Genomic DNA, 26,781 nt, shown 5'->3' with positions numbered 1-26,781 from the left:
AGCCGACCAGATGAAGGTAGCGCGGATGCGGGTTCCGGACACACGATGACGAGAAACTACGAGTTGAAACATACTGTTAAATAGGATGTTTCAGACAATCGCGACAGAACGGATCAGCGCTACAACTCGGAAGCCAGCGGAATTTCCTTCTCCGCGCGGTCCGTCATCCACTCACGGAGGACCTTGGTGGCAATGACGTCGTCCTCGTTGTACTGCAGGATGCGTGTCCGCTGCGTCTCGTCCGGCTCACCGTCGTAGCCGACCGCCTCGCGGTACCACGCCATCGACGCTTCACCCCCGGCCTCGGCGTCACGCCAGTTGAAGCCGGCGACGGGCGCAATCTTCTTGAGCCCCTTGCCGTTCGGGCAGATGAACTGATCACTCACTGCTTGATAAATGTCGACCCACTGCGGACTGTCGATGAACTCGCGGATCTCGTCCTTACTCGGAATCCCGGGTTCACCGGCAAACCTGCGCGCCGAGTCCAACAACCACTTGTCCTCGGCTGAACGCGAATAACAGTATGCGGCAAAGGTTTTACCCGAAGCAGCGGCCGCGGCACGCTCCGCCATCAGCCAGCCCCAGAACTCTGCGAACGACCGCGCCTCGTCACGCGTCGGCAACGGATCCCACGTCGCAAATCCTCGATACATCGAGAAGCCACCGACATTGAGCAACGTCCCCCACAGGTAGGCGCCGTGCTCCTGATAGCTCTCCATGTCGACGTCGATCTCGATGTCCGCCCGAGTCACCGAGATCTTCTCGAACCGCCGCACCAACGGAGCATCTGCCAACCACGCCTTGGCGATCACTACTGCGTCGTCGAAATTTCCGTGCGGCCAATCCTCGAGCGGCTCGCCGTCCCAGGCGGCCAGCTGATCGATCGTGTTGCAGCCGACGTCGCGCAGAAGCTCGGCCCGCGATCCGACAGCGACGAGGCTGACGTCGCGGTTGCGAACCAATTCCTGCTTGCATTCGGTCCACCACGGGCACGACTTGCACTCGCTCACCTGTGACGGAGACGTCAGCACCTCACCGCGGGCCACAGCGATACGGTCGGCGAAACGCTCGTCGTAATCGTCGAGAACGGCACTGAGGTCGTGAACGAGGATGCAGTCTCCGTTGTATCCGATCGCCCCGGCCGTGAGCGACGGGCTCGCCAGCCCACGACGCTCGAGCATCCGATAGACCTGCGCGACGCGCATCTGATCGCGGACCTGACTGCGGACCTTGCGTTTGGGATCGACCGCGGGCTCCCATTCGAAGAGCCCCGAGGTGATCGCGCCCTGGCCGGGATCGGTCACCTTGTGATTGACGACAATGACGGGGATGTACCCGCCGCCCTCGTCGTCACGGATGAGTATTTCGCAGCGACCCTTGCGTCCGGTGTCGCGCTCGACCGGCAAGACCGCGCCCCAGATCCGGTCCGCGCCGGCCTCACAGGCAGCCAAGGTGTCGCGAGCCTGAGCCGACGCCGATTGATCGGGGTTGATCTTCACCCAACGCTCGGGAGCAGCGCCGATCACGAGTTCGGCGATCTCCGCGCGCTTCGCGATCGCGGCGTCCTGGCGCTGCTTGACGCCGGTGTCGACGGGTTCCGAAGCCGATTTCCCGGGAAACAACCCGTCCAGACGCACCCGATGACGGCATCGGGTCAACGCCCCCGAATCGATGATCGGGAGCTGGGGCGCGGGGTTGTTAACGGAACACACGATGACGAAGATTATGTGCTCCCCTAGGCTGAAGCCGAAGCGCAGGTACCTGGCAACACACAAACACCTGGAAACGGGGTCCTTTTCGATGGGGTTGTTCAAGAAGCGAAAGTCTCGTGCCACCCGCAAGGCGGAGGCAAAGGCTCTCAAGCACAAGGCTGAGGTCGAGGCGAAGCTCAACGCCAAGAGCCAGCGTAAGCGCGACAAGGTCGAGACCAAGTCGCTCAAGAAGCTGGAGAAAGCCGAGATCGAGTCACAGCACAAGATCGAAAAGGCGCAGATCGCGACACTGAAGGCGCAGGAGAAGGCCGCTGCGAATCAGGGCCTGACCGTCGCCAAGGTGCGTAAGTACCTGGGAGTGGCACGTCTGCTTGCCCCCGTTCTCCTGCCGATCGCTTACCGCGCAGCCACGGCGGTGCGCGCCCAGCTCGACACCACGCGTGCACAGAAGATGGGCATCGCCGTCGACCAGCTCGGTGACTACACCGGTCACGGCGCGAAGTTGAGCGCTCGTATCGCCGGCGCCGAGAGCTCGGTCACCGAGATCCTCAGCCGCAAGCCCGACGACGCGGAGACGCAGCGTTTCGCCGCCGCCATCCGTGAGCGCCTCGGCGACCTCAGCACGGCAGTTCGCGCTGCCGAGCAGATGCCGCAGGCTCGCCGTAAAGCAGCTCACCAGGCGATTTCTTCCGAACTCGACGGCGTCGAAGCAGATCTGCTCGCACGTCTCGGCGTGCGCTAGACCTGAGAACGCCAGTGAGAGCAGCCGAGCAGACCGCGACCCTCCGGGGGACAGCTGTCGGTTCCGCTTCGGCTGCTCTCGCTGTCGCCGCGCACGGGATCGGCGGAGGCGAGCTGCCACAGTCGTCGTCGCTGACCCTGTTGCTCGCCGTCTGCGCAACCGTCGGCGCCGTGACGGCCACCCTTCCCGCCCTCTCACGGGGGCCCGCTGCCTTGATCGTTGCTCTGGGTCTGGGTCAGTTGGCCGCGCACACCACCATGACGCTCTCCGAGCACGCTCATTCGCCCGCTCCGGGGTTGGTGATGCTCGGTGCTCACGCCGGTGCCACCGTCGCTTGTGCGGTGGCGGTCCTGGCCGCCGAGCGCCTCTACCGCGTTGTCACCCACGCTCTCCACGTCGTCCTGGCGTCTCTGGCTCCCGCCGCTGTCACTTCCCGCGGCCACACCGTCTCGACCGGAATCCATCACGGACCTGTCGACGCTCTACTTCGCGCCAGCATCTCGCGGCGCGGTCCTCCTGCCCTGGTCTGAAGATTCGTAGAATGCCCCCCTTCACCAGACCAAGAGGACACTTCCCGACATGAAGAACACCCTGATTTCGCGCGCGGTTGTCACGACCGTCGCTACCGGCAGCGCCGTGCTGCTGGCCGCCGGAATTGCTTCAGCACACGTCAGCGTCGTCGCACCAGGAGCTGCGCAGGGCGGATACTCCGTTCTCACGTTCCGCGTGCCCACCGAATCCGACACCGCTTCGACCACCAAGCTGACGGTGGCGCTCCCCGACCTCAAGTCGGCACGCACCGAACCGATGCCCGGCTGGACCGCCGTCGTGGAGAAGGACCCCACCTCGTTGGTCGCCAAGTCCGTGACGTGGACCGCCGACCCCGGCGTCGGAATCGCCCCCGGCCAGTTCCAGCAGTTCGTCCTTTCTGCCGGCCCGCTGCCGGAGCAGGACGAGGTCGAGTTCAAGGCCGTCCAGACGTACAGCGACGGCAACGTCGTCAACTGGGATCAGGAAGAGCTTGCCGACGGCAGCGAGCCGGACAAGCCCGCCCCGACGCTGACTCTCGCCGCGTCCACCGGCGATGCCCACGGAGCCCCCTCTGCCGATAACACTGCCGAGACGTCCGCCGCATCCGAAGCCTCTGACTCGGACAACACCGCGCGCTGGCTCGGCGGAGTCGGCCTGGTGCTCGGCGCGTTGGGCGCTGCACTCGGCCTCGGCGCACTGGTCAGGAGCAAGCGCTGATGAGTACCCGGATCAAGGTCATCGCCGTCGGCATGCTCGCGATGCTGGCCACGATGCTCGGAATGGGCACGGCCAGTGCACACTCCGCGGTGGTCGGCTCCAACCCGGAAAACGGTGCGTCCATTCAGGTTGCGCCTGACACGGTTTCGGTCACGTTCAACGAGGCTCTGCAGGCGCAGTTCGCGGCGCTGACCGTCACCGGTCCCGACGGCAACCTCTGGACCAAGAGCGATCCGTCCGTCGAAGGACCCACTGTCAGTGCAGACCTCGGCGATCTCGGGCCGACCGGCGTCTACACCATCGCGTACCGCGTCACCTCCGCTGACGGTCACCCCGTCAACGGAACCCTGACGTTCACCCTCACCGAGGCGGGGTCGGGCACTCCCGGCGCTGCCGCCGCGTCGAGTACGGGTGAGTCGGAGTCCGGCAGCATGCCGGTGTGGATCTTCATCGTCGCCGGCGTCGTCGTGTTCGGCGGTGCGCTGTTCTTCGTGCTCCGTAAGCCGAAGTCGAGCTGATCGCGTGACGGGTACGGCAAACAGGTGGTGGTTGCTGTTTGCCGTACCCACAGCTCTGCTGGGAGTCCTGATCGCCTGGGGCCTCGCCAGCCCGTCGGGACCCGAATCGTCGAGCACGGTCCGCGTTCTCGCGATCGGATGTGGTTCGTTGACCCTCGGCATCGCGACGCTCGCCTGGATGGGCCGCAGTGAACGCCGCCCGGCAACAACCCCCGCCGTCATGTGGACTCAGCTCACCGCGGTGGCAGCAGTGTGGCTCGTCGCCGAGATCACGCTCCTCGTGCTCAATGCCGCAGCGGCCGACGGCGCCCCGGTCACCTCGCTGACCATCGGGCACTTCGGCGCATTCGTCTCCGAGGTCAACGTCGGCCGCGTCGGCGTCGCGATCATCGCGTGCGCGTTTGCCGTCGTCTGTTACGGCATCTACGGATTCACCAATCCCGAGACGGTGCCCGTCGCACCGGCATTGGTCGTCTCCGCGTTGGCGCTCGCTGCCCGCCCGATCACCGGGCACATGGCGCAGCAGAGCTTCGGATCGATCCTCGACGCCGTTCACGTCCTCGCTGCGGCCTTGTGGTTCGGCGTGCTCGCCGCACTCGCGCTTGCCGTACCGTCGCGCGGTGCCTGGGCGATCTGGTTGCCCAAGTACTCCGCTCTCGCCTGGCGATGCGTCCTCGCGCTGGTCGTCACCGGTATCGTCAACGCCGTCGTGCGACTCGACTCACTCTCCGCCTTCTACGACACCGCATACGGTCGGGTGATCCTCGCCAAGATCGTGGCGATCGGACTGCTCGTCGCCCTGGGATGGTGGTGGCGCCGGACATGGGTGGTCGCGAGCGCTGCACACCGCATGAGTTCGGACGGATCTCTGCGTCGCGCCATCGGTGAAGTTGTCTTCATGGCCATCGCATTCGGGCTTGCCGCGGCCCTTGCGACAACTGCGTAAGACGTGCCTCAGCGCGACATTTCGTGACCCGCACATTTAACGTTTCACGTCGAGATTTAACCTCTACGTGAGTTTATTTTCCCAGCTTGCGGCGGTTTCCGGCCCCCCTTAGCGTTGCTCGCATGACGGAGGCCCAACGCTCGTTTCTCGTCTGCGCTTCGCAGCGCAGCGGCAGTACTTTGCTGGTCGAATCCCTGCGAGCAACCGGGGTCGCGGGTGAGCCGGAAGAGTTCTTCCAGTACCTCCCCGAGACCTCGCGATCGCCGCAACCGAGGCAGTGGTTCGAAGACGTCACGGACGAGTCCGTCCTGGGTCTGCTCGCCCCGTTCCACCCGGGCACGCCGGACACTCGCACCTCCGAACAGTGGCGCACACAACTTCTCGAACTCGGCCGAACCCCCAACGGAGTCTGGGGTGGCAAGCTGATGTGGAACCAGACGCCGCTCCTACTCGATCGCGCGGCCGGATTGCCCTGGCGCAGTGGGACGGACCTACGTTCCGCACTCCACGACACCCTCGATCACGACCTGCAGTTCATCCACGTCTATCGAGAAGATGTCGTCGCTCAAGCTGTGTCGATGTGGCGCGCCGTGCAGACACAGGTTTGGCGCGACGACGCGACTCCACCGAATCTCTCGGACGGTGCGCAGTACAACGCAGTCGGAATCGCGCACCTGGTGACGATTCTCGGTGAGCAGGAACGCCAATGGAAGCGCTGGTTCGAGGAAGAGGACATCTCTCCCATCGAAGTCGGGTTCCGCGATCTCACCGAAGACCCGCAGTCCGTGGTCGCAAAAACCCTCATCTCCCTCGGCCTCGACGGACAACTGGCCCCGCCACCGCCGCTGCGTCGTCAGAGCGACGGACGATCCCGCGAATGGGTGCAGCGTTATCGCATCGACGCCGAACAGAACGGATATCCCGTCACATGAGCACCGTCACCGATGTCGTCGACGAACTCCGAGTTCTCGAATCCGAAGCGGTTCACATCATTCGAGAAGTGGTGGCAGAACTCGAGAGACCGGTACTGCTCTTCTCGGCCGGCAAGGACTCGATAGTCCTGCTTCGTCTGGCCGAGAAGGCGTTCCGGCCCTCCCCACTCCCTTTCCCGGTCTTGCACGTCGACACCGGTCACAATTTCGAGGAGGTCATCGAATTTCGCGACCGTCGAATCAAGGAGGGCGGGCACACACTTCTGGTTGCTTCCGTTCAGGATTCGATCGACCAGGGCAGAGTGCAGGAGTCGACCGAGACCGGCGGATCGCGAAACCGCCTGCAGACCAGAACCCTGCTCGACGCTCTCGAAGCTGGAAGGTTCGACGCCGCGTTCGGTGGCGCCCGCCGGGACGAGGAACGTGCGCGCGCCAAGGAAAGAGTCCTCAGCTTCCGTGACGAGTTCGGCCAGTGGGACCCGCGAGCGCAACGGGCCGAACCGTGGTCGCTCTACAACGGTCGGATCAGACGCGGCGAGTCCGTTCGTGTCTTCCCGCTGAGCAACTGGACCGAGCTCGACATCTGGCGCTACATAGCCCAGGAGGAACTGGAACTGCCGTCCATCTATTTCGCGCACCAGCGGAGGGTATTCGAGCGCGACGGAATGCTCCTCGCTGCTTCCGAATTCAGCACCGACGCCGAGAACGCCGCGGCAACGACCGAGTGGGTGCGATATCGAACCGTCGGCGATCTGACCATCACCGGCGCCGTTCGATCGCACGCCACCACTATCGACGACGTCGTCACCGAAATCTCGGCCGCGACGGTTTCCGAACGAGGCGAGACTCGCGCAGACGACCGAACGTCGGTCGCCGCGATGGAAGACCGAAAGCGTGAGGGCTACTTCTGATGACGACCACCATCACTCGCCAACTCCTGCGACTGGCCACGGCGGGTAGCGTCGACGACGGCAAGAGCACGCTGATCGGCCGACTGTTGCATGACACCGACAGTCTGCCAACCGATCACCTCGATTCCGTGACCGACGAGCACGGTGTCGCCGACCTGGCTGCACTCTCCGACGGACTACGTGCCGAGCGTGAACAGGGCATCACGATCGACGTCGCGTACCGATTCTTCTCCACTCCGACCAGAAGTTACGTACTCGCCGACACCCCGGGGCACGAACGCTACACGCGCAACATGTTCACCGGAGCATCCAATGCTCACGTAGCGGTCCTGCTGGTCGACGCGAGGACCGGCGTGCTGCGTCAGACCCGTCGGCACGCCAGAATCGCCGCACTGCTCGGTGTTCCGAACCTTGTAGCCGTGGTGAACAAGATCGATCTGGTGGACTTCGACGAAGCGAGATTCGCTCAGGTGCAGGAAGAATTGCGGGCCTTGGCACGGCAAGTCGGACGCGAGGACGTACTCGCCATACCGGTCTCCGCGAAAGCCGGCGACAATGTCGTGACGCGGTCCGAGAACACCGCGTGGTACGAGGGGCCGACGCTCCTCGAGTACCTCGAAGGCGTCGAACTCCATGCGCCCGCGACGCACATCGAGGAGCTTCGGCTTCCCGTGCAATGGTTTTCGCGCCCCGATCCGCAGAATCGTCGCCGGTACACCGGCCGGATCTCGGCAGGCACACTGAGCGTCGGAGACGAGGTAGTGGTCCTGCCGTCCGGATCGAAGAGCACCGTGATCAGTCTGGACACTCTCGACGACAACCGCAGTACTGCCGTTGCACCACTGTCGGTTTCGGTGGAACTGGCCGACGACATCGACGTCGGACGTGGCGACGTTCTGGTCAGTGGCGGTGCGCAGGCTCATTTGCCGGTTCTGGCCCGAGAACTCGAAGCCACCATCTGCTGGTTGTCCAACACACCGTTGCGCGCGGGCGATCGGATAGCGCTCAAACACACGTCCCGGACCGTGCGAGCGACCGTCCAAGAACTGCACACCCGTCTCGATCCTGAAACGCTCGACGAGCAGGACAGCCCAGTCGAATTGGGACTCAACGACATCGGAACGGTCACGCTCCGAACCAGTTCCGTGGTGGTCGCCGACACCTACGACCACAATCGGGACTCTGGCGCCTTCATCCTGATCGACGAGCAGAGCAACGACACCGTCGGCGCCGGCACCATTCTCGAACCACGCGTCGTCGTTCCCGGCGAGCAGACCCGCAACGACATCAAGTGGCATCCGTCCTCACTCGAACGTCAACGGCGATGGGCGTCTACCACCCAGAGGGGCGCGACGATCTGGTTGACCGGCCTGCCTGCCTCCGGAAAATCCACCGTCGCTGTGGCTGTCGAACGTGCGCTCGTCGACGCGGGACGCACCGCGTATCTGCTGGACGGTGACAACGTCCGCCACGGTATCTCCGACGATCTCGGGTTCTCGCCGGGAGACCGAGCCGAGAACATCCGACGCGTCGGGCATCTCACTCGACTGTTCGCCGACGCCGGCGTCGTGGCGATCGCGTCGATGGTTTCGCCGCTGCGTTCGGATCGAGCAATTGCGCGCGCTCTCAACGAAGCTGCCGGGCTCACTTTCCTCGAAGTTGCCGTCACCACTCCCGTCGAAGAATGCGAACGTCGAGATCCCAAGGGCCTGTACGCTCGTGCGCGGGCGGGTGAACTGAAGGGGCTCACCGGAATCGACGCGCCTTACGAGACGCCGGAGGAGCCGGACCTGGCATTCGACACAACCGGCGCTGACATCAACGAGCTGGTCGAGCGGGTCATCGCATTGTTGGAAGAGCGCGAAGCCGCAAGGCCCTAGGGGTTTTCGGTGTCCGACTCGAGGTAACCGCGGTCCGCACTGTAGGCGGACCGCACGTTGGGTCGGACACCGATCTTCTCGAGGTACGCCGCCATGCGGTGCACCGCCATCGCGCTTCCCAATGCCTCGTCCGGGAGACGATCGTCGGTTTCGGCGCGCCACGTGTGAAGCTGCGAGGACAATTCCGCCTGTATTGCCGAGACTTCCGGTCGATCGATCAGATTGATCTTCTCGTCCGGGTCGGCACGGAGGTCGTACAGCTCCCGGGGTGCGCGTACCGCAAGATGCTCGGTGCCGAGCGCTTTTCCGGAAAGACTGTCCTCGATGTCGAGCGGTAGATCCAGAGCGGGGCGGACGGCGTAGTTCTCGATGTAGCTGTAGTCCTTGGTGCGCACCGCACGAATGGGATCGAAGCTGTCGTGAAAGGTCTTCTCCGTGAACAAGGAGGTACGAACGGGTTCGGACGGTTCGGTTCCGCGGTCGACGAGGGCATCGGCGTGCGAGCGCCCTTCCACCTCGGTGGGGACGTCGATTCCGAGCAGATCGAGAATGGTCGGAACAAGGTCCACACCGCTGAACAGTGTCTCGTATTCCTTTCCGCCACTGCGATACCGCGCGGGAGGCCGAGCGATCAAGGCAATACCGGTACCCGGGGCGTAGAGCGTCGACTTGGCACGCGGGAACGCCGCGCCGTGATCAGTGAGGAAGAAGACCCAGGTGTTCTCGTCGAGCCCCTCTTCCTCGAGGGTCGCGAGCAGTTCCCCCACCGCGGCGTCGGCCACCTCTACGCTGCCGTGGAATTCGGCCAGATCCTCGCGCACCTGTGGCACGTCCGGAAGGTATCCGGGGACCTCCAGGGCTGCGGTGTCCGCCGGGGTATAGCGATCGGCGGGGTACGGGCGATGCGTTTCGAAGAATCCCGTGGTGAGCAGGAACGGCTCGGGCGGGAAGCGTCGTAGCCAGTTCTGGGCACGCGGAACCACGTAGTCGCAGAACGAGTTGGTGACGTCGTACTCGTGATAGCCCAGTCGCTTCGGATACGCAGTCTCGTGCTGCATGCCGAAGAGCGAGGTGTACCAACCGTTGTCGGAGAGGATCTGCGGGAGCGTCTGCACCTCAGCGTGGTACTCCCAGCCGTGGTGCGCCAACCCGATCAGACCGTTGTTGTGTGGATACCTGCCCGAGAAGAGCGATCCGCGCGAAGGCGAGCACAGCGGCGCCGTCGCGTGTGCGTCGGTGAACCGGATGCCTTCTGCCGCCAGCCGGTCGAGATGGGGGCTGTTGACCCCGGCGACACCGTAACTCGCGAGGTGCCGCCCCAGGTCGTGCCAATGAATGATCAGGACGTTATCTCGCGCAGCCGACACGTGGGCAAGGCTAGTTGCCCCGCCCACGTGCGGCAACAGCTCGAATCAGCAGGATCTCAACTGTTTCTGCAGAGTTGTCTGATCCATCCGCGGGTATCGGCCGGATCGATGACGTCGTCCAGTTCGAACGTGGTCGCCGCCATCAGCGCCTTGCCCTGTGCGTAGGCCAGTTCCACGAACTGACCGAACAGCGTTTCCCGAGCCACCGGATCTTCGACGGACTCGAGTTCCTTGCGGAAACCGAGACGCACAGCACCTTCCAGACCCATCGGCCCGATCTCGCCCGTCGGCCACGCGACCGTGAACTCGGGGGCGTGGAAGGAACCACCGGCCATTGCCATGGCGCCCAACCCGTAACCCTTGCGCAGGATGATCGTTCCGAACGGCACGGTGAGGCGAGCACCGGCAACGAAGAACCTGCCGAACCTTCGAACCGTCGCCTCCTCCTCCGAATCCGGGCCCACCATGAATCCCGGTGTGTCGCAAAGCGTCACCAGAGGGATGCGGTGCGCTTCGAGCAGTTCCAGGAAATCCGAAGCCTTGTCCGAGGCTTCCGCGTCGATCGCGCCGCCGAGATGCTCGCTGCTGTTCGCCAGCACACCGTACGGAACTCCTTCGACACGAACGAGTGCGGTTACTACACCGCGTCCGTAGTCTCGACGCAGTTCCAGGACGCTGTCGACGTCCGCGATTGCGTCGATCGCTCCACGAACGTCGTACGAGCGCAGGCGATTCTCCGGCACCACATACCGCGAGAGCCGCGGATCCGGAGCGGTCCACTCTCCGCTCGCACCCTGGAAGTAGCCGAGGTACTGCTTGGCCAGCGCCACCGCATGAGCGTCGTCGTCAGCGACCAGGTGTACGACGCCGTTGCGGCGCTGCACGTCGATGGGGCCGATGTCCTCGGGGCGAAAGTTTCCGAGCCCGCCGCCCTCGACCATGGCAGGACCACCCATCCCGATGTTGGCGTCCGGTGTCGCGATCAGGACGTCGCACGCGCCGGCCAGGGCCGCGTTGCCTGCGAAACAGCGCCCGGACACGACGGCGACCATGGGCACCCGCCCGCTCAGCGCCGCCATGGCGCGGAAGGTTCCCAGCTCGAGGCCCGCCCCGGCGCCGGCGTCGGTGTCACCGGGGCGACCGCCGCCACCTTCCGCGAACAGCACCACCGGAACTCGCTTGCGATCGGCGATCTCGAGCAGGCGGTCGGTCTTGGCGTGATTGCGCATGCCCTGGGTACCGGCGAGCACCGAGTAGTCGTACGAGATCACGACGCTCTCGCCGCCGCTGATGGTCGCCACTCCGCCGATCAACCCGTCGGCAGGAGTGTTGGCGATCAGGTCTTCCTCGCTTCGCCGACTCCGCTGCGCTGCCAACGCGAGAGCGCCGTACTCGACCAGGCTGTCGTCGTCGACCAGGTCGTAGACGTTCTCGCGAGCAGTCCGGCGTCCCAGCTTGTGACGCTTCGCCACGGCTGCGGGCCGGGCCGGGTCCAGGGTCACCTCGTGGCGAGCGATGATCTCCGCGAGATCGGGACGCACGTCGTCGAGGTCCACCTCGTCGACCTCGGCGAGCTTCGATCCCGCGCTTGCACTACGGACGACGAGCAACGGTTCGCCCGCACCCACCGACCTCCCCGGTGACGACAGGACCCGGACCACTTCGAGATCACCGGGCGCCGAGAGAACATGCTGCATCTTCATCGCCTCGAGGACGGCAACCTGGCCACCCGCATGGACGCCGTCACCGACTGCGGCAAGTTCGACGACGATTCCCGCCATCTGTGCACGGACCACGTCCTCGTCCGGCGCGATGTCAACACTCGCGGAGGGTGTTTGTGGGTCCGCTTCGGGAACGAGGTCCGCCAATCGAGAACCCAACCAGTCGACGTCGACCAGGCCGTCGCGGAAGTCCTTGTCCGACAGTATTGCCTGCAGGAATTCGAGGTTGGTCGCCACGCCGTCGATGGTGAACTCATTCAGAGCAGCAATCGACTTGCGCACCGCGGCAGGGAAATCCGATCGACGCGTGTGGGTGATCACCTTTGCCAAGAGCGAATCGTAACGCGCACTCGGCGAGAGTCCGACCGTACCGAAGGTGTCCACTCGCACGCCGGGCCCGCCCGGAGGAGTGAAGTTGTCGAGCGTGCCCGACGAGGGCAACGCATTGCCGTCCGGCGTCATGGTTTCCATGTTGACGCGGGTCTGGATCGCGATTCCCGAAGCGTTTGCCACGGATCCGACTGTCTCCGAGCCCTTCTCGACAGCGATGATCCCTGTTGGCAAGTCCAAGTTCTCGAACGGAACTCCGTCCGCGATCGCGAGCTGCACGGAGACGAGGTCGACTCCGGTGACCTCCTCGGTCACCGTGTGCTCCACCTGAATTCGGGGATTGACCTCGAGGAAGACGAAGCCGCGTTCCTCGACGAGGAACTCGACCGTCGCGATGCCGCGGTAGCCGACCTCGGCGCACAGCCTCGCCGCCGCAGCGTGAAGACGATCGCGCAGGGCCCCCGACAGCCCCTGCGCGGGCGCAACCTCGATCAACTTCTGATGGCGACGTTGGACGCTGCAATCGCGGTCACCCAGAGCGAGCGCGTGGGTTCCACCTTGCCCCGGTGCCGCCACGATCTGCACTTCGATGTGCCGAGCGTGCTCACTGAGTACCTCGGCGAACAGTGCCGAACTGCCGAATCCCGACTGGGCTTCGGCCGCACACACACGGTACGCGTCGTCGAGTGCTTTCGGGTCACGCACCGCGCGCATGCCGCGGCCACCGCCGCCGCTGAGCGCCTTGATCATGATGCCGCGGGAGTTGCGCTCGAAGAATTCACGCACCTCGTCGAGGTCGGCGTTCGCCGATGTCGACGGCAGGACCGGCACTCCTGAGTCGACAGCCGCGGTGCGGGCGCTGGCCTTGTCGCCGAAAGTCCGGAGAACCTGGGCGTCCGGGCCGACGAAGACGATGCCCGCCTCTGTGCACGCCTGCGCGAATTCGGCATTCTCACTGAGGAATCCGTAGCCCGGGTGCACGTGCGTGGCGCCCGTTTCGGCCGCGATCTTCAGCAGTGCGCTCTGATCCAGGTACGCGGATGCGCCCGACGCTCCGAGCGGCACCGACTCCGTGGCCGCCGCGACGTGCGGACTGGACGCGTCGTCCTCGGCGTACACCGACACCGTCTCGATCCCGAGTTCACGGGCAGTTCGAATGATCCGCAGCGCAATTTCGCCGCGGTTCGCAATCAGCAGTCTCACTTGTCCCCCTGAGTGCGCTCGAACAGATCGCCCTTGCGCACCTTTCCTGTCGCTGTCATCGGAAGCGCCTCGAGCACTTCCACTTCGGGCACCTTGTACGTGGCCATGTTCTCCTTCGCCCACGAGACGATCTCGTCGGCCGCAGTGTCGGAACCCTCGACCAGTTGGACAAACGCAAAAGCCACCTGCCCCTTGTCCGGGTCCGGTTTCGGCACCACCGCAGCCTTTTCGATCGCCGGGTGCAGCATGAGCAGCGCTTCCACCTCGGAGGGAAAGACACTCATGCCGTTGGTCTTGATCATTTCCTTGTTCCGCGCCAAATAGTGCAAACCGCCACGCTCACTGAACTTTCCGACGTCACTGGTCTGCAGCCAGCCGTCACGGATGGCGTCGGCGGTGGCCGCCTCGTTGCGGTAGTACGCGGAAAGGATGGATGGGCTGCGCACGATGATCTGCCCGTGCTCGCCGACGGGAACCGGCCTGCCGTCGTGATCGACGATCAGAACGTCGGTGCCGGGCACCGGAATTCCGCAGAACACCGGCTCGCTTTTCAGGTCGTAGTCGCCGTCCTGGAAGCCGAGGGTGATCGTGTCCGCGGTGTGGGTTTCGGTCATGCCGTAGCTCGCTTCGCGCAGAACGCCGCCTGTAGCCTCGCGCCACCGCTGGCGCGTGGCCGGATCGAGTTTGAGAACGAACGAAACTGCCATGACGTTCTGGAGTGTCGAGAGATTTCGCTCCGCGAATCCTGGCGTGTCCATCAGTTCGACGTAATTGTCGACAGTTCCGACCAGCGAGGTCACGCCGTAAGCCTCGACAGCGTCGAGCGTGGTCTCCGCATCCCAACGATTCAGCAGGACCACGGTTCCGCCGTTGACGAGCGGAACCAGGATGCCGAAGTCCTCACCTGCGATCCAGAAGATCGGCAGAAACACCAGGGACACCGGCGGATTGGCACCCACCTGGTCACCGCCCGCAAGCGTCGCGGTGGCCGCGGTGTAAACCATGTGGCGCTGAGTGTGCTCACAGCCCTTGGGCATTCCCGTCGTTCCGCCCGTGTAGTTCAGGGCGGCGAGGGAATCGAGTTCGGTGGCGACAGGAGTCGCCCGCTCACTGGTGATGATCGACTGCCAGTCGCTCAGGCGCGGATCGTCGACCTCGAAGGGCAGTTCGACGGTCGGGATCGCCGTCAGCATGTCCGACACTGCAGTCTTCGCGACGTGTTCGAGTGGAGTCTGTGAGCGAACCTTCTTCACCAACTTCGAGAAGGTGTTCTGCGTCAGTAGGACCTTGACGCCGGCATCGTTGAGTTCGTGAATCAATTCATGTTCACGGAAGAGTGGATTGATCGGCACGTGAACCGCACCGACCTTGAGAATGCCGAGCATCGCGATATGGAACTGAGGGCAATTGACCAGGTGAACGCCGACGCGATCGCCGCGTTCGACTCCGAGTGACAGCAGCCATCCGGCAAAACGATCCGAAAGCTCGTCGTATTCGGAATACGTGATGACCCGGCCGTAGAAGACGATGGCAGGAGTATCCGGCCGCTCGATCGCCCAATGCCGCAAGTAATCGACAAGTCCCCCACCTTCGAGCGGATACTCGACGGCGCGGGGAATGCCGGCGGGCCAATGCGCTTGTTGCAGCGCAGAGATCTCCGCCAGAGCCGCTTCGAGCACGTCTTGTTCTGCCACCGATCACTCCATTCGTAAAAGAACTCTATTTCGACTCTTCGAACCCGATCAACCGCTCGGACATCGTCGTCATATCTGCAATGAACTGGTTCTGCTCTTCGACACTCGCCTTACTCAGTCGTGCTCCACCGGCCATCTGTGCATCCGAGATCATCTGAACGAGCACCGGAGGCGAAACGCAGGGATCTACGTCGTGAACCTGTCGAATCCGTTCGACAAAGCGGACGTAGCGGCTCACGAGCTTTTCGCGAACCGCAGACCAACTGCGCTCGACCTCGGAATCCACCCGCGCCCGATGCTCGATCACCGCGAGCAGGTCACCGTAGGTGTACACGGCCGTGATGAACGCCGACGTGGTCGTTCGGAGAACTTCGCGTAGATCCTCCGGGCCCTCCATGTGCTGAGCGTCGAGGAAGCGTCGGCACATCATTTCGGCGACGGCGCGGAAGACCTCGTCCTTCGACGAAAAGTACGCGTAGAAGGTCGCCCGGGACACATCAGCCCTGGTCGTGATCGTCTCGACCGTCACGGCGTCGTATCCGAGTTCGCCGAAGCAGAGGGCAGCGGTGTCGAGCAGTCCGGCACGGCGTGGACCGTCGCCGAGTTTGCGGGCTGTCCGCGCTCGCTCCTGCGTTTCGCTGGTGGTCACCGTCACAGTGTGTGTTGACGTTGACGTCAATGTCAAGAATCGCGGGCCCGACGCCCCACTTCGGCTTTTTGTTCGGGTCACCCTTTCACACCCCGCATATCGGGTGTAAGACTCTGCCTCTAATGTTTTTCGCCTTTCCCAGAAGGAGTCAATTCCGTGCCGGAAGAATCCGCCTCGCCCTCCTATTCCACAATCAAGGAAACAGTTGCAGCTTTGATGCCGGCACTGGAGTCGGAACTCGTCGAACTTGTTCGTATTCCGTCGATAGCAACAGAAGGTTTCCCCAGCGAGCCCCTGTTCGAGGCTCACGACCTGATCGTTTCTCTATTGGAGAAGTCCGGAGTCACGAAGATAGAGAAACTCGAAATAACAGGTAAAACTGCGCCGGTCATCATTGCAACAGTTCCCGGTCCAGAGGGAGCCCCGACCGTATTGATGTATTCGCATTACGACGTCGTTCCCGCCGACGACGTCGAACTCTGGGATTCACCGCCTTTCGAACCGAGCAAGCGTGACGGCGCGATCTACGGCCGCGGTACGGCAGATTCGAAGGCAAACGTCATCGGCATGATCGGCGCGCTTCGCGTCTTCGACGGAAAGCCGCCAGTGACGGTCAAGCTCGTCATCGAAGGCCAGGAAGAATTCGGCAGCCCCTTCGACAACTATCCGCCGGAAGCCCCCGAATTGTTTGCGGCCGACGCAATGGTCATCGCCGACGTCGGGAGCGTTCGGCCCGGATCACCGACCCTGACCGTCGCACTGCGCGGATCGGCCCAGGTGATCGTCGAACTCACCACTCTCGGAGCCGACAAGCACAACGGCCTCTACGGCGGCGCCGCACCGGACGCCCGCCTCGCGCTCATCCGCGCACTGGCGTCGCTGCACGACGACAACGGTGACGTGGCGATCGACGGCCTCCTGCGCGAACCGTGGACCGGCAGTTCATACACCGAGGACGAGTTCCGCACCCTCGCCGAGATCCAAGACGGGCTTCCGCTGCTCGGAACCGGCGGCATCGGCGAACGCATCTGGTCGGGCCCGGCCATCACCGTGACGGGCATCGACGCTCCCCCTGTGGACGGTGCGGTCAACGCCGTCGCAAGCACTGCCCGCGCCGTGATCAATCTGCGCGTACACCCGCGCCAACCTGCCACCGAGGCGCAGGCTGCTCTGGTCCGGCACCTGGAAGCCCTGCGCCCCTTCGGTTTGCAACTGACTGTCACCGCGGGAGAAACCGGCGACGGGTTTGCGGCAGCCGAAGGTGGACCGGCCTTCGACGCGGCATTGTCTGCACTATCGCAGTCGTGGGGTGAGCCGGCCGGGCTGATGGCAGGCGGCGGCTCGATCCCCCTCGTGATGGCCTTGGATACAGCAGTGCCCACCGCCGAGAAGCTGTTGTTCGGCGCCACTGACGGTTACGCGAACATCCACGGCCCCAACGAACGCGTCCTGCTCGACGAGCTCGAGAAGGCCGTCGTCGCCAAAGCACTGTTCTTCCAGGAGTACGCCGACACCTTCGAGGGGAAGAAATGAGCACCGAAACCGACACGGGGTCCGCACCTACTCCGGCCAAGAAGAAGTTCGAGTTCCCCGGCGCGGTCACGATGCTCGCGATCGTCACCGTCCTGGTATGGATTGCGGCACTGTTCATTCCGGCCGGACGCTTCGGCGTCGACGTGGACGGCTCACCCGTTCCCGGCAGCTTCGAAACCGTCACGTCTCCGCTGTCGTTCTGGGAACGAATCCAGCAACTGATCCTCTCCCCCGTCAACGGCCTCTACGGCGTCCAGGATTCGATCACCGGGTTCGTCGACACCGACAACATCGGACGGCTCTTCGGTTCGGTCGGCGTAGTCCTCTTCATCATGGCGCTCGGTGCGTTCATCTCGGTCAGCTTTGCCACCCGCAGTCTCGAAACCGCTGTCTCCCAACTCGCTACCAAGCTCAGCGACAAGGGCTGGTTGCTCATCACCGTCATCATGGTGCTGTTCTCGCTGCTCGGTTCGACGATGGGCTTCTCGGTCGAGACGTTCGGCTTCTACGCCCTGCTCATCCCGCTGATGACGGCACTGGGTTACGACCGCATGGTCGCGGCCACCATGATCATCCTCGGCGCTCTGGTCGGAAACATGGCGTCGACCGTCAATCCGTTCTCGATCGGCGTCGCCTCCGGTGAGGCAGGCGTCTCCATCGGTGACGGCATCGTGCTGCGCGTGATCCTGTGGATCGTATTGACCGCTGTGGCAGTGGTATTCGTTCTCCGCTACGCCGCAAAGGTGAAGAAGGATCCGTCCAAGTCGCTTGTCGGTTTCGACATCGCGGACGACGAAGACGAAGAGCCGGCCGAGCCGGTGGACATCGACGGCAAGCTCACCGGAACTCAGAAGCTGGTACTGCTCATCACCGGACTCACCTTCGGACTGATGATCTTCTCCGTCATCCCGTGGTCGAGCATCTTCGGCGCCACTACCGGTCCGGCCGAGTACGACGCGTACCACGTCACGGCAACCGAGCCCTACTGGTTCGAGTTGAACTGGTGGTTCCCGCAATTGGCGATGCTGTTCATCCTCGCCGCCGTTCTCGTCGGCATAGTCGCGAAGATGGGTGAGAAGAAGATCGTCTCCCTGATCACGCGTGGAGCCGGCGACATGGTCGGACCGGCGATCGTCATCCTGCTCGCTCGCGGCGTCTCGGTGATCATGACCAACACCGAAACCCTCGACACCATCCTCAACGCGATGGAGCAATTGGTCAGCGGCGCTTCGGCGGGGGTCTTCGCGATCCTGGTGATGCTCGTCAACATCCCGCTGGCGTTCCTGATCCCGTCCAGTTCCGGTCACGCCACCCTGGCGATGCCGCTGCTCGCGCCGCTGGGCGACTTTGCCGGAGTCAGCCGAGCACTCGTCATCACCGCCTTCCAGATGGGCCACGGCCTGATGCTGATGGTTGCCCCGACCAACGTCGTCGTTGTCGGCGGGTTGGCCATGGCGAAGGTCGGCTACGACAAGTTCCTGCGCTTCGTCTGGCCACTGCTACTGATCAACTTCGTGATCGTTGTCGTGGTGATCGGCGCGGCAGCGGTATTCGAGTAGTTCAAGCGTGGTGGGCCTCGCGTGCCGCCGTCTCCAGACGGTCGGTGTACTCGGCCCACCACGCCTCATCGCCGGGAGCCAGATTGTTGTCGCCCGCCTTCATCCCAGCGGCGCCGTCGATCAGCTCCCGCACGATGTCCGCGTGGCCGGCGTGCCGATGGATCTCGGTGACAACGTGAACGAGTATCCGGTGCAGTGTGACGTCGCGACGATCCTCCGGCCAGTGCTTCACGAAGCCGGGGGCGTCCAGATCGTGCTCCTCGATCGTGGCGTCGGCGAAAGCCCAGGTGCGGCGATAGGTTTCGACGATGTCGGCAGTGGACTCGTCGGCGCGGGCCCACATGTCGACGTTGAGTTCCTCCGAACGCAACCACGCGGGGAGATCGGGAACCCGACGGCCGAACGTCGGACCGAAATACCCGAGCTCGACGCCGATCATGTGTTTGACCAGACCCAACAAGTTGGTCCCTGTCCGGGTCATCGGGCGCCGAATGTCATACTCCGACAGCCCGTCGAGCTTCCAGACGAGCGCATCACGTGCTGCCTGCAGGTACCGCTGGAGATCTTCCTTTTCCGAGTTGGTGGTCATGAAACCAACCTAAACCGAGTGGAGCAGACATTGACAGCGGTCGAGGATCTGACCGAGGTTGCCTCCCGGGCCGTCGCCGCCGAGCGTGACGCCCGGTCGGTGCGCTGGCACAACCCGGCAGCCGTCCGCAAGGCTGCCGCGGCCGTCCGTGATTCGCTCGACGACGAACGATCAGCGCTGAGCCGACCGTCGTACAGCGGGTTGTCACCGTCGCCGCACATGGCGCGCCAACTCGAACTGATCACGACGTTGCAGCCGCCACTGCCCGCTGACGCCGGCATCGGCACCGCCGCGCAGGCCGAGGCCGACGCCGTCGCCGCGGTGACCACCGCACGGATAGCCTTGCGCGCCGCCCACCTTGCGGTTCTCGAAGCACGCGTCGCCGCGCTCGATGCCGGTGACACCGATACCGTCGCCGCCGCGATCCGTGGTTACGTCCCGCTGAACTCGGGCAACCCCGTCGTCCGGCACGTGCAGGATCTCGGCTCACGGATCCGTGAGGAAGCACGGCACGTGGTGAGTGGTAAGCCTCGGTCGATCGCTTTTCGGCTGGGGCTGAGCCTCGGAATGGGCTTGGCGTACCTGGCATTCATTCGCCTCTTCCAGTGGGACGCCAAGGAAGATCGACTGCCTTACCTTGCGCTGTATGCACTCTCGGGTGTGGTCGGAAGCGTCGTGTGCACCAATGCGCTCAGCTTCGACGCCGGCCGCGTGCGCGCTGCGTTGTCCGGTGGAACGAGGCTCTGGCACGTGCTCGTCGCGAAAAACGCGGTGATGCTGCTCCTCGTCGGCAGCGCCGGGTTCCTGCTCAGCGCCGTCCTCGCGTGGCGCTCCGGAAGCAGTGCTGACCTGGTGAAGGCGTGCGGCCAGGTGCTGACCATGATCCTGCTCTGGTTGGGGGTCGCGAACGTGATGTCGGTGAGCTTGCCGCTGCGGGCAGAACCGATGACGGCGCGGCGCCACGACGGCACGTGGAAGCAGTTCCTGCTGTCCTTCGTCATCTCGTACGGTGTCGGACTGATCGTCAATCTGATGCTCTACTGGCGCGTCTGGGCAAAGACGACGCTGCTCGAGCAGATGGGCGGTCCGTGGATTCCGGTCCTGCTGCTCCTCGCGAGCGCGGCCGCGACGTGGCTGTTGCTGACCGTGCTGGCCGTACTCCTGGCCGAGCAACCGCGCTTCCGTCGCGCCTTGCACCGGGAGATGGTGGTCTACCGCGAAGAAACCAACCACTTGCAGGCGACCATTCAGCACAATTCCGGCTAATGTAGCCGTGCGTGGCTGATCCGGGCACGTCGCGAGTACACGCAGTGTCGAGGAAGGCGTGACCCATCATGTCCGTAAAGCCTGGCGCGGCCGCCACAACGGCCGCCGTGAGCACCGCCTCCTGGCTACCACTCATCGTGGTGGTCCTCACCCAGATTCAGGCGTCGTTCGCCGTCAACGCCCTGACCGTCTCGATGGCCGGCATCACCACCGATCTCGACACGCCCGCAACAAGTGTCGGCACCGCGATCACCGCGGGCACCTTCGCCATGGCTGCCTTCATTCTGTTGGGGGCCAAGATCGGCGCCCGTTACGGAACGCGTCTGGTCTTCCAGATTGCCGTCGCGATTCACGGCCTCGCAATGGCCGCGGTCGCCCTGAGTCAGAGCCCGGCAATGCTGTTCGTGGCCCAAGCTGCATCCGGCGCCGTGATCGCCCTCATCGCTCCTGCGTTGACGGTCTTCATCGCCACGAACTTCAGTGGCGATCAGCAGGCAAAGGCCATCGGTTACCTGGCAGCAGCAATCCCGGCGGCCGGTGTGCTGGCGCTGCTCATCGCCGGTTCCTTCGCGACGACGATCGGGTGGCGATACTCGTTCGCCCTCGTCGTGGCTCTCGCGGTGGTCAACCTGATCCTGAGCTTCCGGGTCAAACCTGTTCCCCCGCAGAAGGACATCACCATCGACTGGGCCGGCGCCGCCATTGCTGCCGTTGCCGTCATCCTGCTCAGCTTCGGTTTCAGCGGCCTGAACTCGTGGGGCGTCATCCTGGCCACCGACGCTGCGCCGTTCTCGGTCATCGGTGTTTCACCCGCGGCCATCCTGATCGTCCTCGGCACCATCTGCGCGCAGGGATTCTTCCAGTGGACGCGAAGCCGCAAGGCGCAGAACAAGCCTCAGCTCTTCAACCTCGACGTCCTCAAGACCGGCGCCGAGCGCGCCACCACGATTTGCATGGCGACGATGATGTTCGTGGGAACCGCGGCCAACTTCCTCATTCCGCTGTACATGCAGATCATCCAGGGCCGCAGCAGCTTGCAGACGTCGTTCTCGATCATCCCGTACACACTTTCGATCTTCATCGCGAGCACCGTCGTCGCGCGTCTGTACAAGACGTACTCCCCGCGTCTGATCGCACGAGCCGGGTTCGTCGTCGTTGCCGCTGGACTCATCTTGTTGGCCTTCACCATTCGTGGCGACTGGCATCAGATCTTTGTCGTCATCGGACTGATCACCCTCGGCCTCGGGCAGGGCGCCATCGTTGCGCTGGTGTTCAACACCCTCCTCACCGCAGCTCCCAAGGAACTGGCCGGCGACGTCGGTGCCTGGCGGGGACTGGTACACAACATGTCCGGCAGCGTCGGCATCGCGGTGGCCAGCGTCTTCGCCGTCGGAATCCTTGGTTCCCTCGTCAGCTCGCAGCTGATCGACAACCCCACCATCCCGGCATCACTCAAGGTCGAGTCCGGGATCAATCTCGACCAGGTCAACTTCGTCCCCAACGATCAACTCGTCGTGACGCTCGAAAACACCTCGGCGACACAAGCACAGATCGACGAAGCCATCCGGATCAACACCGAAGCGCGCTTGCGCGCCCTGCGAACCTCGCTACTCGTCCTCGCCGGACTCTCCCTGCTCGCCATCATTCCGGCCGGCCGCATGCCCGACGAAGTACCTGCTCTGGAAGAACCGCAACCCACGAAGGGCAAGAAGTAACCGATGTCCAACCAAGACCAATTCGGTCCGATCGAATACGTTGCCGTCGAGTTTCCCGGCGGTGCACCGACCTCCGCAGGATTCGAGCAGCTGCTCACTCTCGTCGACTCCGGCGTGATCCGCATCCTCGACCTCGAGTTCGTCACCAAAGCCGCCGATGGATCAGTGGCCGTCGTACCGGCATCGACCTTCGAACTCGCAGATTTCGATCTGGCGCAGTTCGACGGCGCAGCCTCCGGACTGCTCGACGCCGGCGACATCGCCGCCGTTGGTGACGAGTTGGCCACCGGTAGTGTTGCCGCCGTGCTCGTTTACGAGGAACTGGCCATACTGCCGGTGATCGACGCGTGGACACGCAGCGGCGCAAAGATTGTCACCGAAGGTCACCTGAGCTTGGACGAACTTGCCACCGCACTCGACAACACCGCACCAGGCAATACGGAGAAGGACGCATGAGTTTCTTGAGGCGAGCCGGCCGGGTAGCCGTCGCAAGCTCCATTCACGGCAATGTTCAGCGCCGTCAGCGGACCCGTTGGGCCGCCGAAGATCAGGCTCGCGCAGCGCAGGCCCAGCCGGTGCCGCCGATTCCCGATCTACCACCCCTGCCACCGCAGGCAGCTCCGGCAGCATCGATGGACTTGAAGCTCGAACAGCTCACCAAGCTGGGCGAACTCAAGAATGCGGGAGTATTGACCGAGGCCGAGTTCGAGACCCAGAAGGCACGTATTCTCGCCTGACCTAGCTGCGCCTCCCGAGTGCAAAAGCCATGACGGGAAGCTGCGTCGTCGCGAGATTCAACAGAGATGCCACTCGCGCATCCGTGAATCCTGCGATGGCGCAGCCCGCAAGTCCCATCGCCTCGGTCACGAGGTACAGATTCTGAACCAGCACACCGGCATCCACGTGCATCGTGCGGTAGTGCCGCATCGCGTACTTCTCAAGTGGCGCTTCGACGTCGGCGACCACAAACAGAAGAACCGGGAACACGTCGACGAACTCGGGTTGGAGCAGGCTCGCTCGAAGGTGCTCTCGCACGTCGCCTGGCCGGACAGCTTCGGCACGGCCTCGGGCATATCGGTATACCCCGGCTCCGAGCTCGTCTCCGGGTCGGCTGAGAACAAACGACAGCGTCAGTTCGCGCATCCCGCCCGCCGTCGGGCTGCTGACAAGGCTGTGGTGCAACACGTTTGACAGCTCGCCTGCTCGGAGTACCGTCTGTGCGGGGTCGTAGCGGCTCCGTCGTGCCTGCAAGACGTCCGCGAACCCGCAGGCCGGCAGTGGCGTCGCGGCCGGCAGTTCCACGGATTCACACGTCACCGGCGGCAGTGCGTGCTCGTCGAACGGTAGCTCCGACGGACTCACCGTCCGGTCCAACACTGCATGCAGCGATACGACGGCCTCGATTCGCTCGAGTGCGGTCACGAACCCGGGTGCAGCAGGCGAGACACCTCGCCGGCCCCGTCGATCGAGACCAACTCGCCGGCGAACCACGCCTCCGGAACGGCAAAGATCGCATTCGACGCCGCGGCGGGGGTTCCGGCAAATGCCGTCCGCGCGGCATCCAGGGTGGATTCCCGAGCCGACTCGGTGGAGTAGACGACGAGGACAGCCTTCGGCGACTTCGCGAGCACCGATTCCGTGGCTACCTGGCCGAAGTACTTTCCGTCAGGAAGGTCGTTCTCGAAAAGATTGCTTCCCCCGGCGGCCTCGAGCACACTGCTGTAGAGGCCCCTGGCCAGAGCATAGGACTGTCCCTCCGAAACCTGAACCATCACAGTGGGAACCGGCTCCTGCCCGGCGACAGATGCCTCGGTTGCTGCGAGGGACTTCTTGCCGTCGGCCAGGAGGGTTGCTGCCGCGTCACTAGTTCCGGTCAAGGCGCCGAGACCGTCAAGGTCGGACCAGACGTCGTCGATCCGCCCCTCGGTGACGGCCTTGTGGCAGTAGCCGCTGTTCACGAAGATCGGGATGCCGAGGTCACGCAATTCGTCCATGGTCTGCAATCGGTCACCGTCGAACCAGTATTCCCCGTCGGAGACGATCAGATCCGGACGGGCGTCGAGCAATGCTTCTTTCGCGGGAACTCCGGCGCTCAGCACCGGCACGGCCGCGAACTGATCAGCGAGTTCGGGGCTGGGAGGAGAGAGGTCGGTATTCGATTGTCCGACAATGCGGTCGGCGGCGCCGAGCTGAATGAGAAGTTCCGTCATCGACGGATACAGCGAGACAATCCGCTCCGCCGTCTTGGGCACCGTGACCTCGCGATCACAATTGGTGACGGTGATCTTCTCGGACGACGACGCCGCCGAATCCGCCGTGGAGTTTCCGCATGCGGTCAGTACTGCGGTGGCGGTAACGGCCGAGCACAACAGCGCGGCAGTACGTATCGAGGATTTCAAGACACTGCTTCTTTCGTGTGTAGGAGCGGAGGGGCGAACGAAAGCAGGGGGCGCCCGGTCAACGGATGAGTGCCGAGATGCACCTGAACCCCGAATACTTCGGACAGCAGGTCCTCGGTGAGGACCTCGGCCGTTGGTCCTGTCGCGACAACTACCCCGCCGGAGAGCAGACAGACGTAGTCGCAATACGCTGCGGCCAAGGCGAGTTCATGGATCGCGACAATCGTCGTGGTACCGAGTTCGGCGACCAATTCCATCAATTCGAGTTGAGCACGGATGTCGAGGTGGTTGGTGGGCTCGTCCAGGACCAGCAGCGACGGTTGTTGAGCGATCGCCCGGGCCAACATCACACGCTGCTTTTCTCCGCCGGACAGTTCGGCGAAGAGACGTGATCCAAAGCCCTGCATGCCGGTTCGCACCAGTGCTGCGCTGACGATGTCTCGGTCGATCTCACCGAGTCGAGAGAACGCGCTGTGATGCGGCGTCCGACCCGTTGCAACCACCTCGCGGACACTGAACGAGAAATCGGATGAATGCTCCTGCCCCACAACACCGATGATGCGTGCCGCCGATCGAGGCGAGAGATCGTCCCAAACATTCACCTCGTCCACCTTCACGATTCCGCTTCGAGGCTTCATCGAGCGATACAACGCGCGCAGGAGGGAGGACTTTCCACTGCCGTTCGGTCCGACGAGTCCGACCACGCTTCCCTCGGGCGCTTCGAGGTCTACACCCGAAACCACGAGGCGTCCGCCCCGAACGACGTGAATTCCGCTGGCCGACAATCTCATGACTGCGCACCGCCGTCCCGTCGAAGCAACCAGAGGAAGAACGGTGCACCCAATCCGGCGGTGATGATCCCGAGTGGTAATTCGTTGGGCGCATCCAACATCCGAGCCGCAAGATCGACGATCACCAGGAAGGTGGCACCAACCAACGCGGTCGCGGGGAGCAGCTTGCCGTGATCGGAACCGACCAGAAGTCGTACGGCGTGCGGCACGAGCAGCCCCACGAAACCGATTCCCCCGGCGACGGATACGACAACCGCGGTCAGCAACGACGCGATCACCAGTAGTAGCAACCTGGTACGGCGCACGTCCACGCCGACCGATTGCGCGCTCTCGTCTCCCATGGCCAACGCGTTGAGTTGGCGCGATTGTGTCAACAGAATTGCCGCGCAGACGGTGATCACCGCGGCGGGCACACCGAGATCCGACCAACTGGCCCCGCTCACCGAGCCCAGCAACCAGAAGAGCACTCCCGAAAGCTGACTCGGATCGGCGCGCAACTGCACAAAACTTGTTGCAGCCGAGAGCAGATAGCCGATGGCAACTCCGGCCAGGACCATGCGCAGCGGGACGAGCATTCCCTCTCGCCGACCCAGTACGAGAACCGCGATCAGGGAAACCATGGCCCCCAGGAAGGCTGCCACCGGAACACCGATCGACAGGCCGGTGCCGATGCCGGTCGTCATGATCAGTACTGCACCGAAGGATGCTCCGGAACCCACGCCCAGAATGTACGGATCGGCAATCGGGTTGCGCACCAACGCTTGCAGCACGGCGCCGGCCAGCGACAGCCCGGCGCCCGCCAATGCCGCAATCAGAATGCGCGGTACCCGCAATCCCCACACGATCCGATCGAGCAACGGGTCGACCGGCGGACCGCCGACGTGTGCGTACAACACCGCGAACACGTCGGCAAAGGACACCGACGCGGCACCCGACCACACCGCGACGGTGGAGACCGCGACAAGCACAACCGCCGTGGCCAACAGAAACGGGACGTACCCGCGCTCGCCGACGGGATGTGGACGCGACGGCACTCGTGGTGCTGCCTCGCTGGTCAGCGTCATCGCACTCCTGAG

At 63.9% G+C, this 26,781-nt stretch carries 24 protein-coding genes; 14 read left to right on the top strand and 10 right to left on the bottom strand.

The genetic code is table 11. The features are described 5' to 3' along the window. Positions 1-119: 119 nt before the first annotated feature. Positions 120-1,676 (bottom strand): TM0106 family RecB-like putative nuclease, encoded by a 1,557-nt coding sequence (locus tag QM609_RS05155; RefSeq protein WP_050655971.1) that lies wholly within the window; start codon positions 1,674-1,676, stop codon positions 120-122. A 124-nt stretch (positions 1,677-1,800) separates the two neighbouring features. On the opposite strand from QM609_RS05155, the gene QM609_RS05150 reads away from it, so the two are divergent. The 8 genes from QM609_RS05150 (at position 1,801) to cysC (ending at position 8,889) form a co-directional block, all read left to right on the top strand. Continuing rightward, complete coding sequence (locus QM609_RS05150; protein ID WP_003944178.1) at positions 1,801-2,454, top strand: DUF6474 family protein; 654 nt, start codon at positions 1,801-1,803, stop codon at positions 2,452-2,454. A gap of 14 nt (positions 2,455-2,468) precedes the next feature. Continuing rightward, the gene (locus QM609_RS05145) at positions 2,469-2,984 is read left to right on the top strand and encodes a hypothetical protein (protein WP_003944165.1); all 516 of its coding nucleotides are present in this window, start codon (positions 2,469-2,471) and stop codon (positions 2,982-2,984) included. A gap of 49 nt (positions 2,985-3,033) precedes the next feature. After that, a complete protein-coding gene (locus QM609_RS05140; protein ID WP_050655955.1) occupies positions 3,034-3,702 on the top strand; it encodes a YcnI family copper-binding membrane protein in 669 nt (222 codons plus the stop codon). After that, positions 3,702-4,220, top strand: coding sequence for a copper resistance CopC family protein (locus QM609_RS05135; protein WP_003944137.1), 519 nt, complete (start codon positions 3,702-3,704; stop codon positions 4,218-4,220). Before QM609_RS05140 ends, QM609_RS05135 begins: the two co-directional genes overlap by 1 nt. Before the next feature lie 4 nt (positions 4,221-4,224). Further along, positions 4,225-5,166 carry a CopD family protein gene (locus tag QM609_RS05130; RefSeq protein WP_003944164.1) on the top strand — a complete coding sequence of 314 codons (942 nt, stop codon included), beginning with the start codon at positions 4,225-4,227 and terminating at the stop codon, positions 5,164-5,166. Between the two features lie 122 nt (positions 5,167-5,288). After that, positions 5,289-6,098 (top strand): trehalose 2-sulfotransferase, encoded by an 810-nt coding sequence (gene stf0 / locus QM609_RS05125; protein ID WP_007735934.1) that lies wholly within the window; start codon positions 5,289-5,291, stop codon positions 6,096-6,098. Beyond that, positions 6,095-7,009 (top strand): sulfate adenylyltransferase subunit CysD, encoded by a 915-nt coding sequence (gene cysD, locus QM609_RS05120; protein ID WP_042920624.1) that lies wholly within the window; start codon positions 6,095-6,097, stop codon positions 7,007-7,009. The genes stf0 and cysD overlap by 4 nt, the downstream gene beginning before the upstream one ends. Then, the gene (gene cysC / locus QM609_RS05115; protein ID WP_283337090.1) at positions 7,009-8,889 is read left to right on the top strand and encodes an adenylyl-sulfate kinase; all 1,881 of its coding nucleotides are present in this window, start codon (positions 7,009-7,011) and stop codon (positions 8,887-8,889) included. Before cysD ends, cysC begins: the two co-directional genes overlap by 1 nt. Here the strand turns inward: cysC and QM609_RS05110 are convergent. From QM609_RS05110 to QM609_RS05095, 4 genes are read right to left on the bottom strand one after another with little or no spacing between them, the layout of a single operon-like run. Next, the gene (locus tag QM609_RS05110) at positions 8,886-10,256 is read right to left on the bottom strand and encodes a sulfatase family protein (RefSeq protein ID WP_003944134.1); all 1,371 of its coding nucleotides are present in this window, start codon (positions 10,254-10,256) and stop codon (positions 8,886-8,888) included. The two genes, cysC and QM609_RS05110, sit on opposite strands and share 4 nt — an antisense overlap. Positions 10,257-10,312: 56 nt before the next feature. Continuing rightward, complete coding sequence (locus QM609_RS05105; protein WP_076948836.1) at positions 10,313-13,510, bottom strand: carboxyl transferase domain-containing protein; 3,198 nt, start codon at positions 13,508-13,510, stop codon at positions 10,313-10,315. Further along, positions 13,507-15,204 carry an AMP-binding protein gene (locus tag QM609_RS05100; protein ID WP_050657056.1) on the bottom strand — a complete coding sequence of 566 codons (1,698 nt, stop codon included), beginning with the start codon at positions 15,202-15,204 and terminating at the stop codon, positions 13,507-13,509. Before QM609_RS05100 ends, QM609_RS05105 begins: the two co-directional genes overlap by 4 nt. A 25-nt stretch (positions 15,205-15,229) precedes the next feature. Continuing rightward, positions 15,230-15,859, bottom strand: a complete 630-nt coding sequence (locus QM609_RS05095) for a TetR/AcrR family transcriptional regulator (RefSeq protein ID WP_050657055.1) — start codon at positions 15,857-15,859, stop codon at positions 15,230-15,232. A gap of 150 nt (positions 15,860-16,009) precedes the next feature. Between QM609_RS05095 and QM609_RS05090 the strand changes: the two genes are divergently transcribed. Then, positions 16,010-17,386: a M20/M25/M40 family metallo-hydrolase gene (locus QM609_RS05090; RefSeq protein WP_076948835.1), complete on the top strand. Its 1,377-nt coding sequence runs from the start codon at positions 16,010-16,012 to the stop codon at positions 17,384-17,386. Next, entirely contained in the window at positions 17,383-18,945 is a 1,563-nt protein-coding gene (locus QM609_RS05085) for a YfcC family protein (RefSeq protein WP_050657054.1), read from the top strand. The genes QM609_RS05090 and QM609_RS05085 overlap by 4 nt, the downstream gene beginning before the upstream one ends. A gap of 1 nt (position 18,946) precedes the next feature. On the opposite strand, the gene QM609_RS05080 is transcribed toward QM609_RS05085, so the two are convergent. Next, positions 18,947-19,534 (bottom strand): DinB family protein, encoded by a 588-nt coding sequence (locus QM609_RS05080; protein WP_003944177.1) that lies wholly within the window; start codon positions 19,532-19,534, stop codon positions 18,947-18,949. An 18-nt stretch (positions 19,535-19,552) separates the two neighbouring features. Here QM609_RS05080 and QM609_RS05075 point away from each other — a divergent pair, with 18 nt between their 5' ends. From QM609_RS05075 to QM609_RS05060, 4 genes are all read left to right on the top strand, one after another. Then, the gene (locus QM609_RS05075; RefSeq protein WP_042453265.1) at positions 19,553-20,800 is read left to right on the top strand and encodes a hypothetical protein; all 1,248 of its coding nucleotides are present in this window, start codon (positions 19,553-19,555) and stop codon (positions 20,798-20,800) included. A 68-nt stretch (positions 20,801-20,868) separates the two neighbouring features. Continuing rightward, entirely contained in the window at positions 20,869-22,515 is a 1,647-nt protein-coding gene (locus QM609_RS05070; protein WP_050657053.1) for an MFS transporter, read from the top strand. Positions 22,516-22,518: 3 nt separating this feature from the next. Beyond that, the gene (locus tag QM609_RS05065) at positions 22,519-22,971 is read left to right on the top strand and encodes a DUF6325 family protein (protein WP_007735911.1); all 453 of its coding nucleotides are present in this window, start codon (positions 22,519-22,521) and stop codon (positions 22,969-22,971) included. Continuing rightward, on the top strand, positions 22,968-23,252 hold the full coding sequence (locus tag QM609_RS05060; RefSeq protein ID WP_007735909.1) for an SHOCT domain-containing protein: 285 nt from the start codon (positions 22,968-22,970) through the stop codon (positions 23,250-23,252). Before QM609_RS05065 ends, QM609_RS05060 begins: the two co-directional genes overlap by 4 nt. A gap of 1 nt (position 23,253) precedes the next feature. Here the strand turns inward: QM609_RS05060 and QM609_RS05055 are convergent, their stop codons facing one another. From QM609_RS05055 to QM609_RS05040, 4 genes are read right to left on the bottom strand one after another with little or no spacing between them, the layout of a single operon-like run. Next, positions 23,254-23,937 carry a SagB family peptide dehydrogenase gene (locus QM609_RS05055; RefSeq protein WP_042920627.1) on the bottom strand — a complete coding sequence of 228 codons (684 nt, stop codon included), beginning with the start codon at positions 23,935-23,937 and terminating at the stop codon, positions 23,254-23,256. Beyond that, entirely contained in the window at positions 23,934-24,914 is a 981-nt protein-coding gene (locus tag QM609_RS05050) for an ABC transporter substrate-binding protein (protein WP_050657052.1), read from the bottom strand. Before QM609_RS05050 ends, QM609_RS05055 begins: the two co-directional genes overlap by 4 nt. Beyond that, positions 24,911-25,705 (bottom strand): ABC transporter ATP-binding protein, encoded by a 795-nt coding sequence (locus QM609_RS05045; protein ID WP_042920629.1) that lies wholly within the window; start codon positions 25,703-25,705, stop codon positions 24,911-24,913. The genes QM609_RS05050 and QM609_RS05045 overlap by 4 nt, the downstream gene beginning before the upstream one ends. Continuing rightward, positions 25,702-26,769 (bottom strand): FecCD family ABC transporter permease, encoded by a 1,068-nt coding sequence (locus QM609_RS05040; RefSeq protein WP_042920630.1) that lies wholly within the window; start codon positions 26,767-26,769, stop codon positions 25,702-25,704. The genes QM609_RS05045 and QM609_RS05040 overlap by 4 nt, the downstream gene beginning before the upstream one ends. Positions 26,770-26,781 lie beyond the last annotated feature (12 nt).

The sequence above is a fragment of the Rhodococcus sp. IEGM 1302 genome, from assembly GCF_030056935.1.
Classification (GTDB): domain Bacteria; phylum Actinomycetota; class Actinomycetes; order Mycobacteriales; family Mycobacteriaceae; genus Rhodococcus_F; species Rhodococcus_F qingshengii.
Note: the sequence above shows the minus strand (reverse complement) of the source record. Positions and strands in the feature narration are given on the sequence as shown.

Excerpts from the sequence above, each read along its gene's own strand:
- QM609_RS05150 (WP_003944178.1), top strand. The coding sequence starts at position 1,801 with ATGGGGTTGTTCAAGAAGCGAAAGTCTCGTGCCACCCGCAAGGCGGAG.
- QM609_RS05140 (WP_050655955.1), top strand. The coding sequence starts at position 3,034 with ATGAAGAACACCCTGATTTCGCGCGCGGTTGTCACGACCGTCGCTACC.
- QM609_RS05135 (WP_003944137.1), top strand. The coding sequence starts at position 3,702 with ATGAGTACCCGGATCAAGGTCATCGCCGTCGGCATGCTCGCGATGCTG.
- stf0 (WP_007735934.1), top strand. The coding sequence starts at position 5,289 with ATGACGGAGGCCCAACGCTCGTTTCTCGTCTGCGCTTCGCAGCGCAGC.
- cysD (WP_042920624.1), top strand. The coding sequence starts at position 6,095 with ATGAGCACCGTCACCGATGTCGTCGACGAACTCCGAGTTCTCGAATCC.
- cysC (WP_283337090.1), top strand. The coding sequence starts at position 7,009 with ATGACGACCACCATCACTCGCCAACTCCTGCGACTGGCCACGGCGGGT.
- QM609_RS05085 (WP_050657054.1), top strand. The coding sequence starts at position 17,383 with ATGAGCACCGAAACCGACACGGGGTCCGCACCTACTCCGGCCAAGAAG.
- QM609_RS05080 (WP_003944177.1), bottom strand. The coding sequence starts at position 19,534 with ATGACCACCAACTCGGAAAAGGAAGATCTCCAGCGGTACCTGCAGGCA.
- QM609_RS05070 (WP_050657053.1), top strand. The coding sequence starts at position 20,869 with ATGTCCGTAAAGCCTGGCGCGGCCGCCACAACGGCCGCCGTGAGCACC.
- QM609_RS05065 (WP_007735911.1), top strand. The coding sequence starts at position 22,519 with ATGTCCAACCAAGACCAATTCGGTCCGATCGAATACGTTGCCGTCGAG.
- QM609_RS05060 (WP_007735909.1), top strand. The coding sequence starts at position 22,968 with ATGAGTTTCTTGAGGCGAGCCGGCCGGGTAGCCGTCGCAAGCTCCATT.
- QM609_RS05045 (WP_042920629.1), bottom strand. The coding sequence starts at position 25,705 with ATGAGATTGTCGGCCAGCGGAATTCACGTCGTTCGGGGCGGACGCCTC.
- QM609_RS05040 (WP_042920630.1), bottom strand. The coding sequence starts at position 26,769 with ATGACGCTGACCAGCGAGGCAGCACCACGAGTGCCGTCGCGTCCACAT.